6 protein-coding genes are annotated in these 12,261 nt (G+C 71.2%); 1 reads left to right on the top strand and 5 read right to left on the bottom strand.

Translation table 11 applies throughout. The features are described 5' to 3' along the window. Positions 1 to 381: 381 nt before the first annotated feature. Positions 382 to 1,827 (bottom strand): glyceraldehyde-3-phosphate dehydrogenase, encoded by a 1,446-nt coding sequence (locus ABZ208_RS05540; RefSeq protein ID WP_328392919.1) that lies wholly within the window; start codon positions 1,825 to 1,827, stop codon positions 382 to 384. A gap of 346 nt (positions 1,828 to 2,173) precedes the next feature. Here ABZ208_RS05540 and ABZ208_RS05535 point away from each other — a divergent pair, with 346 nt between their 5' ends. Beyond that, complete coding sequence (locus ABZ208_RS05535) at positions 2,174 to 4,039, top strand: protein kinase (RefSeq protein WP_356908275.1); 1,866 nt, start codon at positions 2,174 to 2,176, stop codon at positions 4,037 to 4,039. 477 nt (positions 4,040 to 4,516) lie between these two features. Here ABZ208_RS05535 and ABZ208_RS05530 read toward each other — a convergent pair whose 3' ends face one another. From ABZ208_RS05530 to ABZ208_RS05515, 4 genes are all read right to left on the bottom strand, one after another. Then, positions 4,517 to 6,799 (bottom strand): FxsB family cyclophane-forming radical SAM/SPASM peptide maturase, encoded by a 2,283-nt coding sequence (locus tag ABZ208_RS05530; RefSeq protein ID WP_356908274.1) that lies wholly within the window; start codon positions 6,797 to 6,799, stop codon positions 4,517 to 4,519. 23 nt (positions 6,800 to 6,822) lie between these two features. Further along, positions 6,823 to 7,002 carry a hypothetical protein gene (locus ABZ208_RS05525; RefSeq protein WP_356908273.1) on the bottom strand — a complete coding sequence of 60 codons (180 nt, stop codon included), beginning with the start codon at positions 7,000 to 7,002 and terminating at the stop codon, positions 6,823 to 6,825. Between the two features lie 466 nt (positions 7,003 to 7,468). Further along, positions 7,469 to 10,396, bottom strand: coding sequence for a condensation domain-containing protein (locus ABZ208_RS05520; RefSeq protein ID WP_356908272.1), 2,928 nt, complete (start codon positions 10,394 to 10,396; stop codon positions 7,469 to 7,471). After that, positions 10,386 to 12,260: a non-ribosomal peptide synthetase gene (locus tag ABZ208_RS05515; protein ID WP_356908271.1), complete on the bottom strand. Its 1,875-nt coding sequence runs from the start codon at positions 12,258 to 12,260 to the stop codon at positions 10,386 to 10,388. The genes ABZ208_RS05520 and ABZ208_RS05515 overlap by 11 nt, the downstream gene beginning before the upstream one ends. Position 12,261: the final 1 nt, after the last annotated feature.

Below are 12,261 nucleotides of genomic sequence, written 5' to 3'. Positions count from 1 at the left end.
CTTGAAGTTTTGGGAACCACAACTGCAACTGAAATCAACAGTAGCACGGCACGACCGGCCGGACACGGGAGGTAATTTCGCTCCGCCTGTTGGGCGAGAAACCCTTACTGCGCGGTGCGCCCATTTCTCTATTCGCGAGCACAGGTATTGATGTTCACCAGGCGCACATCTCAGGTCGCCGGCACCTCTGTGATCCCGGCACCTGGAGACGCACCGGGACGGGCGTTTCTCCGGACGCGGACCCTCGTCCTGAACCTTGGGAACCGGCTTACGGCGACGGCCGGCGGGGGCGGTGGGAGAGCAACCGGATGCCGAATCGGGATCGGTTGCCGCCCCACCGCCCCCGCCGGCCGCGACACCGGACGGGACAGTCCGCCGAGATCAGACCACTGGGGCCGGGAAGGTCGGGTACTCCACCCCGGAGACGTGCTGGACGACGCGGATGACCTGGCAGGAGTAGCCGAACTCGTTGTCGTACCAGAGGTAGAGGATCGCGTTGTCGCCGTCGACCTTGGTGGCACCCGCGTCGACGATCGAGGCGTGGCGCGAGCCGATGAAGTCGCTGGAGACCGCGTCGGGGGCACTGATGAAGTCGATCTGGCGCTTCAGCGGGGAGGTCAGCGAGACGTTGCGGAGGTAGTCGAGGACTTCCTCGCGGTTGGTCTCGCGGCCGAGCCGCAGGCTGAGGATCGCGATCGAGACGTCCGGCACCGGGACCCGGATCGAGCTGCCGGTGATCGGGGCCTTGAGATCGGGCAGCGCCTTGGCGACGGCGGAGGCGGCACCGGTCTCGGTGATGACCATGTTGAGCGGCGCCGAGCGGCCGCGGCGGTCGGAGCTGTGGTAGTTGTCCAGCAGGTTCTGGTCATTGGTGAACGAGTGGACGGTCTCCACGTGGCCGCGCAGGACGCCGTACTCGTCCGCCATCGCCTTCAGCGGCGGGACGATCGCGTTGGTGGTGCAGGACGCGCAGGACAGGATCTGCTCGTCCGGCTTGATCATGTCGTGGTTGACGCCGTGCACGATGTTGGGGACGTCACCCTTGCCCGGCGCGGTCAGGACGACCTTGTCGATGCCGGGGCGCAGGTGCTTCGACAGTCCCTCGCGGTCGCGCCACTTGCCGGTGTTGTCGATGAGGATGGCGTCCTTGATGCCGTACGCCGTGTAGTCGACCTCCGACGGGTCGCCGGCGTAGATCACCTTGATCTCGTTGCCGTTGGCGATGATCGTGCTGTTCGCCTCGTCGACGGTGATCGTGCCCTGGAACTGGCCGTGGATGGAATCGCGGCGCAGCAGCGAGGCCCGCTTGACGATGTCCTGGTCACCACCCTGGCGGACGACGATGGCGCGCAGCCGCAGTCCGTTGCCGGAGCCGGCCTTCTCGATGAGCAGGCGGGCGACGAGGCGGCCGATGCGGCCGAACCCGTAGAGGACGACGTCGCGCGGCTCGCGGCGCTCGATCTTGTTCGGACCCGCGGCGCCGGCAACGGCCCCGGCGGTGAACTCCTCCACCGAGAGACCGCGGTCGTCGCTCCGGTACGTCGCGGCGAGCATGCCGATGTCGATCTGGGAAGGACCGAGATCCAGCGTGGTGAGAGCCTGCAGGAACGGCAGCGTCTCGGTGACCGTGAGTTCCTCACCGGCGATCTGCCGGGCGAATCGGTGGGTCTTCAGGATGCTGACCACCGACTTGTTCACCAAGGAGCGGCTGTGGAGAAGGACCGTGACGTCCCGCTCCCGGTGCAGCTTCCCGATGATGGGGATCATCGACTCCGCGATCTCCTCGCGGTTCTTCCAGTTGGTGAACGAGTCGTCATTGACAGTCACAGGCTTATCTTTCGAGCTAGGCGGTGCTCATATGCTAACCCGCCCCCACTTCGATCATTCAAGCGGTGCCACCTGAGCGGGATGCCTGGCGTCGGCGAGAGCCGCCGACCGGCTCGGCGGACCTCCTCGGCGACCCTCGACGGGACCGTCGGACGACCGGCCTCTCAGTGAACGCGGTCACCTCCTGGATGCGCTCGTCTCAGGGCACGGCGGACGACGGCTTCGGCGCCAAAAGCGCCAGCACTGTTCGGTCCGGGTGCAGTACGATCATCGCGCCCTGTCCGTCGTTGACAGGCCGCTCAGGCAGCGCAGGGGGTGCGCGCCGGGCGATGAACCAGGGGCAGTGGTGGGGGACGACCAGCAGGGATACACGGGCGCGCCGGTACGGGCGGTCGGGGGCGGCAGGTATGTGCTGGAGGCACCGCTGGGCGAGGGCGGCATGGCCTCCGTCCATCGGGCGCGGGATTCGGTACTGGGCCGCACGGTCGCGGTCAAGACCCTGCATGCCGATCTGGCCCGTGACCCGTCGTTCCGTGAGCGGTTCCGCCGTGAGGCCCGGGCAGTCGCCGCGCTCAGTCACACCAACATCGTGGCGGTCCACGACAGCGGTGAGGACAGCGATGACGCCGGGGTCGTGCAGTACATCGTCATGGAGTACGTGCGGGGCCGCCCGCTGAGCCGGCTGATCCAGGAGGCCGCCCAGGCGGGCGAAACGATTCCGCTGGACCGGACGCTGGGCCTGACCGCGGCCGTGCTGGACGCGCTCGAGTGCAGCCATCGACAGGGCCTGGTCCACCGGGACATCAAGCCGGCGAACGTGATGGTCACGGACGACGGCACGGTCAAGGTGATGGACTTCGGCATCGCGCGGGCCCTGGAGTCGGACGCCACGGCGATGACGCGGACGGGCGCGGTGATCGGGACGCCGCAGTACCTCTCGCCGGAACAGGTGCTGGGCAGCAGCGCCGATGTGCGGTCCGACCTGTACGCGGTCGGCTGCATGCTCTTCCAGATGCTGACGGGCACCCTGCCGTTCGACGGCGGGTCCGTGATGAGCGTGCTCTACCAGCATGTCCAGGAGCCCGCGCCCGCACCGTCCACCGTCAACCCTGCGGTGTCCGCGGCGGTGGACGCGGTGGTCGCGCGGGCGCTGAGCAAGGACCCGGAGCAGCGGCATCCGAGTGCGCGGGACATGGCGGACGACATACGCCGGATCGCCCAAGGCGGTGCACCGTCACGGCAGTTGCCGCCGCAGGACCCGCAGGCTCCGCCGACCTGGCAGGTGCCGCCGCAGGTCCCGCGCACCGTCACGGCCGGCACGGCGGCGGGAGGCTCCACCGCGCCAGGTCCAGGCATGGCAGATACCGGAACGACGCGTCCCGCCAGGGCTCGTGCCGGAACGACGGTCCCCGGCACACCTGGACCCGGCACGGCGGGTCCCGCCGGGGCCAACCCGTTCCCCGCCGGAACCTTCCCCTTCGGTACGGCGAACCAGCACAACCAGGCATTCCGGGTCGACATCCGCGGAAACAGCGCCTCCATCACTCAGCGCCGCGTGAAGACCGCCACCTCGGTCGCGGCTGCTGTCGTCGCGGTCATCGTGTTCACCGTCATCTTCTTCGGGCAGATGCTGATCTCGGGCCTGTCAGGCCTCTCGGACGTCTCGGACGACTCCTACACCCCGGATCCCCGCGCCACCGGCGTACTGGTCCTGTGCGACTACAAGTCCGGCCTGGGGAGCGAAAGCGAGCCACCCGACCTCACGGGGATGTCCCCCGAGGAGGCGAAGACCTGTGCCGACATCGCCGGGCTGAGGCTGGTGCAGAAGTCGGAGCGTGGGACGTCGTCCGACGTGCACACGGTGATCCGGCAGTCGCCGACCGACTCCCAGAAGGTCAAGTCGGGCAGCACGGTCACCGTCTGGGTGTCGACCGGTGGTGATCCCCGGGCCAAGGGCAATCTGGCCTCCTGCGACATCGAGGAGAGCCATGGCAGGCTCTCCAACCCCTGGCTCACAGGCATGAGCGAGGCCGACGCCCGCGTGTGCGCGGACATCGCCGGTCTGAAGGTGGAGAAGGCCGGCACCGTACCGGACTCCCTCACGCCCGCCGGAGAGGTGGCGAAACAGGAGCCGGGGTCGTCGGAGTACGTGCTCCCGGGCAGCACGGTCAAGGTCTGGATCTCGTCGGGTGACTCCAGCCCGAGCCCTTGACGAACATCCCGTTCACCCGGACGACGTGGGTGGGGCAGCCGCCGTGGTCCCGAGTCGCGCCGTCGCCCTTGACCTCGTCGCAGCCCGGCGTGAGTCGGCCGGGCCACTGTCCTCATGACGGGCTCCCTGATCACGATCCGGGCTCCTGAAAGCGGCCGTGGCCGTCAGATCGGATGGGGTTCCAGTTCCAGACCGCTCCGGCCCCACGACCACAGCGTCGCCGTTATCGGATGTTCCGCCCCGAGCTGCTTGATCATCTCTGGCAGCACTTCGTCATGCACCGACCCGGCGACACGGCTGTCACCCAACTCCCGTAGCAGGACGGCATGGTTGCCTGCACACCAGCGTCGATGGATGGCTGGACCTCGGTGAAGGCTCACACCGCCTGCACCAGGTGGCCGAGTATGTCGATTGCCGCGCGGACCGGTCCACGGCGCACCCGCTGTCCGGCCGTCGTACGCCCGCGCCATCCACCACTCACCGAGAGGGCGGACCGAGAGTCTGGACCGTGGCCCGCATGCCGGCCAGCAGCCGCTCGCCCACACCGGTGGGTTCTCCGGCTCCAGCCAATGTGTCGATCGCATCGAGCACCGCGCCACACCAGTACTCCGCGAGCCACGCGGCATCGTACGTATCGGATGCGCGCCCGACACGTACGGCGCGCCTCCGCCAGACGTCGGCGACCGCCAGGTGCGCATACGCACCCTGCAGTACGGCATTGAGTGGTCTGGCGTCCGGCCGCCAGGCCACGGTGTGGCGGCCGCCGTCGGCACCGAGCAGGTCGTACATGTCCTGAAGGGCGCCGAGTTTGACATGCTGAAATTCATGAATGAGCAGGAGGGCGAGTTCCTCGGTGGACGACGGAAGCGCCACGCCGAACGCGCCGAAGGCGTGCCGTGACGTCTCGGCCACCACATGGCCCGGGGGTGCAACGAGCGGAGTCACCGCGCGTAGCCCGGCGGCGAGTCCGTCGGCGTAGCGCGGGTGTTCGGCGCGGATGACCTGCCAGGCCTCGCTGAAGGCATCCTGCCAGGACCGGAAGGCGGCATCGCTGAGACGCGGCACCACTTCGGTCTGGTACTGGTCGCGGTACGGATCGGAGTCCTCCAGGGCCACCCTCACGCCGTCCGCCTCCAGATACCGCAGCGGCTGCCAGAGCATGCCGCCGGGCAGCGCGCCCAGTCGGCTGCCCTCGACGGCGAGCTCCCCGGCCTCGGCCGAGACCGTCACCGTACGCCCGCCTCCGTCGACCACCAGCCGCCCCAGACCCGGCAGTTGCAGGGTGCTGTCGCGCAGCGGCACCGTGAGACTCAGTGAACCGCCGGTCCTTGCCACGGCCGCCAGCGCGATCTCCGCGGGCCGCCCCGGATCGGATTCCTTCGTCTCACAGACGTCCAGAGCCCACACCCGCACATAGGGATTGTCGAGCGCAGCGTCCAGGGCGGCAGGAGACAGCCCCCAGATGGCTTCCCAGGCCGCCGACGGACGGGGAGCCGCACGGCGGGCGGCCGCGAGGAGTACCCGCCGCAGTCCGCGCTGCGAGCGCTCCAGCTCCTGGACGGCTGCCGCGCCGCCGTAGCCAGCCGCCAGGTCGTCGAAGTGCGACGGGCGCAGCCCATGTGCGACGGCACTCCCGACGGCCGCCTTCACGTGACGGATCAGCTTCAGCAGATCGGCACAGTACACGGAGGGATTGTCGAAGCCGCCCGGGCCCTGCACCTCCACCGGCGTGCGGAAACGGTGCCCGTACAGTCCTCCGCCACAGACTGCCGCCACCGGGCAGGCCCGGCACTGTGCGGACAGTCCGTCCAACCCCAGGCGCTGGGCGCGGACACCAGGGTGGGCGGCGGTCGCGTCAAACCCGTCGTGCGCCACGTGAAAGCCGGTCTCCGGGGCTCCGTGAGCGACGGTCTTCAGCCAGTCCGCCTGTTCGATGGCGCCATCGGTCTCCACCACGAGCAAATCGGAACTACCGAGCCCCAGCGCCTCGGTGAGGCTCAGGCCGCCGTTGGCCAGACGCGTGATCGACTCGAACATCCGGATCGGTACCGGCTTTCCGTCGGCCGTCCACCGCTCATGGACGGCGATGAGCCAGTCCGCGTAGTCGGTCTCGCCGCGCGGGCGCCGGGGCGGGCGGTCCCAGGTGGCGTGCGGCAGCAAGAAGTCAATGGCGGGCGGGTCCAGTTCGGCGAGTGCACGGTAGACCGCGACGGGGTCGTTCTCGACGTCGACGGTGCACAGAATGCCTCCGAAGGCACGCCGGTACTCGGGTGCGCCGAGACGGCGTACGGCGCGCACCACGTCCTCGTAGCTCCCGGATCCGTCGGGCGTCATCCGGTGCCGGTCGTGGGAGATGCGGTCGCCGTCGAGCGAGATGCCGGTGACGATGCCCTCGTCGGCGAGCATGGCGCAGAATTCCTCGTCCAGCCGGAGCCCATTGGTCTGCATCCGCAGGTCGAGACTGCTCACCCCGTCCAGTGCATGGCGCAGTTCGCGGGCGAACCCGCGTAGGCGCTCACGGCCGACGAGCAGCGGCTCACCGCCGTGGAACACCACATGCACCCGCGACAGACTGTGCGAGCGGGCGTGCTCGGCTATCCGGCAGGCCGCGAGCCGAAAGGTCTCCCGGGACATAGTCACCGGGCGGCCGCGCCAGCTCTGGTCCTCGTGCCGGTAGACGTAGCAGTGATCGCAGGCCAGGTCGCAGCGGCTGTGCACCTTCAGCACGATCTGGCGGAACGGACGTGTCTCCCCGGACACTTGAGCGGTCCCCAGGCCCTGGTTCAAGGCGAGGGCCGGGCCGACACCGCAGACTGGAATGCCGACGTCGTCTCGCCGCGCGCGGATCCGACCCGCGCCAGAACCGTGATCTCCACCTCCTCGGACACCTGACCGAGCGGAATTCCGCTGTGGTCCGGTATCACACCAAGGATGATCACGGGCTGCTGCTCGTCGCTGTCCATGGGGTCTCCTCGACCGGTACGGCTCCGGGTGACGCTCCTTATCGTGACGCTCCGATGACGTGCCCACAAGACGCTCACCCGGCCAGCTCCGAGCAGGCTTCCGGTGACCGGCTCCGGCGGACGCATCCCTGACGGGCGCCGGGAGTCCAGGCTCCCGCTCCCACGCGTGTCGAGCGTGTTGCCCGGATCCCGCTCGCGCAACGCGTAGGGGCAGAAACCGGGGAACGGACGTGGTGCGCGCCCGAGGCAATCGCACTCTTCCCACCCGTCAGCAAGCAAGTCGCACATGTATCTCGGTGAGGCGAAGACCCTCCTGGTGAGCGGCTCGCCGCAGCAGCCCGGCTTCCTCCAGACGTCTGTGAAAGGCGCCTGACCTGGGCCGAAGCCCGGCAGGCGCCCTTCGCTGCGCTCACTCACGCGGTGGGGAGACGTACGCGCTCATTGCCCGCATCTCCTCCGGGTCACGTCAAAGGGCCTGCCCGGAACCGCCGTTGACCATGGCCGACAGGACCGAGCGACGGTCCTCTCCCGGCTGTGAACGCAACGGCGCGGCCAAGCGGGCGCAGTCGTAGTGCCAGCGGTGGTCGAGGTCCTGGTGGACCTGGTCCGTCTCGTGGATCGGACTGGTGCTGCCGAGAAGTTCGGTCAGGTCGGTGGCGAGGTCGCGCCACGAGACATGACCGCTGAGGGCGTTGGCGACTCCGTGCACCGGCGTGTCCAGACAGGCGGTCACGGACCGGGCCAAGGCCGCCGCGTGCACCCAGGCCGCGCCGTACCAGGCGTGTCCGCCGGTGCCCGGCCGTGGCAGGGCGATGGGCCGGCCCTCCTGAGCGGCTTGGTAGAGCATGCCCGTCGCTCCCCAGCGCAGCTGGTCGCGCAGCCGGTCGTGCGGGCCCCACACGATCGGTGAGCGCACGGCGCTGGCTCCGCCCCGGCCTTCGGTTCCGGCCGCGCGCAGCAGCAGGGCCTCACAGTCGAGCTTGGCCCGTCCATAGGGACTGAGCGGATCCCGGGAGGCCGACTCCTCGGCGACCCGGTCCTCGGCGGGGTGCCCGTAGGCGTCGACGCTGCTGACGAAGACGAACGGGCCGCGCCGCCAAGCGGCGGTCATGGCCTCCATGGCCGCCACGTCGACCTCGGGCCGGGTGAAGGTACAGGCGGCGTGGACGACCGCGTCCGCGCCGTCGACGGCCTGGCGCAGTCCGGCCAGGTCGGCGAGGTCGCCCTCGACGACGTCCACGCCTTCCGCGGCGACCAGGTGAGCGGACTCGGGGCGGGCCAGGGCCAGCACCGGGCGTCCCTGGGCGGCCAGTTCACGCACAATGGACGCGCCGACCCCTCCGGTTGCCCCGGTGACCAGGACCGTGCCCGGGCGGGTGCGCCGCGGACGGGCGGACACGGGTGCGGCCTTGGCGGCGGCCCGTTCGATCTCGCGTGCGTCCAGCAGGGCGGTGACCGCCCTGGGGGTACGCGCCTGGAGGACGTCGAGCCCGGTCAGCGGCAGTTTCAGCGCCTCCCGCAACCGCTCGGCGAGCCGGACGGCGACCAGAGAGTGCCCGCCGAGGGCGAAGAAGTCGTCGTCCGGTGCCGGCACTCGTCCCAGCAGCGCGGTGAAGCCCTCGGTGACGGCGTCGGCACGGGGGCCCGTCGGCACGGCGGGTGCCGGCATCCCGGGCAGGCGCGCCTGGTCGACCCCGCCGTCGGCGGTGCGCGGCAGGGAGTCCAGCAGGGTGACAGCGGCCGGTACCGACTCCGGTGCCAAGGCCGCCCGCAGGTGGGCGCGCAGCTCATGGGGTGTCGGGCCGACACTCTCGCGCAGAACGGCGTACGCCAGCAGCGGCCCGCCGGCCGGCCCGGCCACGGTGGCGTCGGCGATCCGGGGGTGGGTCCGCAGCGCCGCCTCGGCCGGGTGCCCGCCCGGGGTGTCCCCGGTGCCCTGCGGGTCGCGGCTGCCCTCGCTCTCCTGGGGCGCAGGCGCCGTTCCCCCGAGCTGGGACAGCCGCAGGTGCGGGTCGGCCGCCACCGCTTCGAGCAGGGTCGCGTAGTGCGTGCCGAGGCCGGTCGCCGCGTCGCCGTCCAGCGCGGTCCTGCGGTACTGCACCAGAGCCGCGGGCACCTCGGTGTCGAACAGGCCGAAGGAGAGGTCGAACTTGGCCTCGTCGACGCCCACTTCCACGTACTCCCCTGCCATGCCCGGCAGATGGAGCGCCGTCGGCTCGCCGAGGACATCGGCTGTGACCCGGACAAGCGCCGTGCCGTCCGTGTCGCGCGCGGCGGCGCCGAGCCGCTCCAGGACGAGGTCGAACGGCACGTGCCGGTACTGCTGGGCTTCCAGCAGCGCGTCCCGTACCCGCTCGACGAGCGCCGTGAAGGCCGGGTCGCCGGAGGTGTCCACGCGTACCGGAAGGGTGTTGACGCACAGACCGACGAGCTCGCGCATGGCAGCGCCTTGGCGGTGGGTGCTGGCGACCCCGATGACCAGGTCGTCTCTGCCGGTGAGGCGCTGCAGGGCGGCGAACGCCGCTGCGAGGGCCACCGTGAAGAGGGTGGCGCGGTGTTCGCTGCCCAGGGCGCGCAGCGCCTGCGGCACCTGCTCTCCGAGCGGGACGGTGCGGGTGCCGGCCGGCCGGGTGACGGCGTCGGACGGCGCCTTCGTGGGGCGCGGCAGGCGCGGGGGCGTGGCATCCGCGAGACGGCCGGTCCAGTGGCGCAGCCCCTCGTCGAGACGGCCGGCCGCGGCGAGTTCGTTCCGTGCGAAGTCGGCGTACTGCGGTGGCGCTGCATGCGGCCGCGGTCCGGTTCCGTGAACGGCCGACCCGTACAGCTCCGCCAGTTCGCGGGCGACCGTCTCCAGGGACCCGCCGTCGATGGCGATGTGATGGAAGGTCAGCAGCACCGTGTGGTCCTGCTCCCCGTGACGCAGCACCAGGGCGCGCATCACGGGGCCGGTGGACAGGTCGAAGGGGCGGCGCGCCTCCTCGGCCAGCAGGGCGTGGGCACCGTCCTCGTCGGTGTCCACGACGGGCACGGGCACGGCTTCGGGTGCCGAAAGCGTCTCCTGGTACGGCTCGCCGTCCCGCTGTCCGTACCGGGTGCGCAGGATCTCGTGACGCTGTACGAGCGCGGTCACCGCGGTGGTGAGCGCGGCCACGTCGAGCGGGCCGCGCAGCCGGGTGGCGAAGGGCACGCTGTAGGAGGCGCTGCCGTGGCCGAGCCGGTCCATCAGCCACATGCGGCGCTGGGCGTGCGAGAGCGGGGCGGGCCCCCGGCCGGCCGATTCGGAGGCGGCCGGGGGCGCGCCAGAGGCGGACGCGCCACGTCCGGATGCGCGGGCACGTGCCCGGCGCAGCAGTTCCTCCTGGCGGGCGGCAGCAGCGGGGACGTCAGTGGGCATCGGCGTACTCCGGGGCTTCGGGGTGCAGGTCGCTGTGGGCGGCGAGCAGTTCGCGTTCGACGAGGGCGGCCTGTCCGGCCACCGTGGGGGCGCCGAAGAAGTCGGCGAGTGCCAGTTCCACGCCCAGTTCCTCGCGAAGGTCGTCGGTCACGACGAGGGCGAGCAGGGAGTGTCCGCCGAGGGCGATGAAGTCGGCGTCCGGCCGGGTGACGTCGGTGCCCAGCGCCCGGCTCCAGATGTCGGCCACGGCCTGCTCCAGTGGTGTCATCGGCTCGGCGGGCGCGCCGGTTCCCGCCGAGCCGGCGAGACTCGCGAGCGCGCGGCGGTCGACCTTGCCGGTGGCGGTGAGCGGCAGCCGCTCGACGGCGGTGATGCTGTCCGGGACCAGGTGGGCGGGCAGTACGGCGGTGAGCCGGTCGCGCAGAGCCTCCCCACGGGGCACGGGCCCGGGTGCGGCCACCACGAAGGCGACCAGCCGGGCGTCGTCCTCGGTGGGCCGGTGGACGGTGACGGCCGCGTCGTCGACGTCGGGCTGGTCCCGCAGGGCGTGCTCGACCTCTCCCGGTTCGATGCGGAAGCCGCGGACCTTCACCTGGTCGTCGGTGCGGCCGTGGAAGTCCAGCACCCCGTCCGGCCGGCGGGAGACCACGTCGCCCGTGCGGTAGAGGCGGCCCAGTTCGGGGTGTTGGGTGAAGCGTTCGGCGGTGAGCTCCGGCTGTCCCGCGTAGCCGTGGGCCAGCCGGCTGCCGCCGATCCACAGCTCGCCGCGCTGCCCGTCTCCCGCCGGGCGGCCGTGGTCGTCCAGGATGTGCGCGCTCGCGCCGGCGATCGGCCGGCCGATCGGGATCTGTCCGTCGCAGTCGGCGTCGGTGACGCGGTGGGCCGTGGCGAACGTGGTCGTCTCGGTCGGGCCGTAGCCGTTGACGAGTTCCAGCCAGGGGAAGGCGCGCAGGACCTGGCGGGCATGGGTGGCGGCAAGGGCTTCGCCGCCCACGACGACGGTGCGCAGGAGGGAGAACACGCGGGAGCGGCGGGCGGCCAGCTGATGGAAGAGCGCGGTGGTGAAGAACGCGACGGTGGCACCGTGGCGTTCCACGTGCTGGGCCAGGTCCTCGAACGAAGGCCGTTCGACGGTGCACACGACCACGGCGGCGCCGGCGGCGAGCGCTCCCCACACTTCGAACGTCGACGCGTCGAACGTCATCGGTGAGTGGAAGAGGACGCGGTCCCGGGGGGTGATGGTCACATAGGACGGGTCACGGACCAGTTCGGCAATGGCGTCGTGCGGGACGGCGACGCCCTTGGGACGGCCGGTGGATCCCGAGGTGAACATGATGAACGCCGTGACGTCCGGGTCCGATTCCGCCACGGTGGCACCGGTGAGCAGCGCCTCGCCGGGCAGCGGCAGCGTGGGGCCGGTGAGCGCAGCCGATTCGAGCAGCTTGCGGTCGCCGACGGTCAGGGTGACACCCGCGTCAGCGGTCATGGCCTCGGTGCGCGGGCGCGGATGTGCCGGGTCGAGGGGCACACACACGGCGCCCGCCGACCACAGTGCGAGCTGGGCAACGACCGTGCCGGCCGAGCGGGGCATCAGCAGCGCCACCCGGTCGCCGCGGCGCACCCCGTTGTCGCGCAGATGGGCGGCGAGCGCGCGGGCACGGGTGACGAGCTGTGCGTAGGTGAGCGTGGTGTCGCCGTCGGCGACGGCGAGCGCGTCCGGGGTGCGTTCGGCATGCCGGGCCACGAGGGCGGGCAGCGCTGCACGGGGCGCGGGCGGCGCCCCCGCCGGGGCGCTCTGGATGCGGCCGGCAGGCATGGAGCCGTCCTTCCGGGTGTCGTGGGTGTGCAGGTCGAGGAGGGTCATG

Origin of the sequence: Streptomyces sp. NPDC006208 (assembly GCF_040613775.1) — a bacterium.
Lineage (GTDB): Bacteria > Actinomycetota > Actinomycetes > Streptomycetales > Streptomycetaceae > Streptomyces.
The sequence above is the reverse complement of the archived record's forward strand: the minus strand, read 5'-3'. Positions and strand labels throughout refer to the sequence as shown.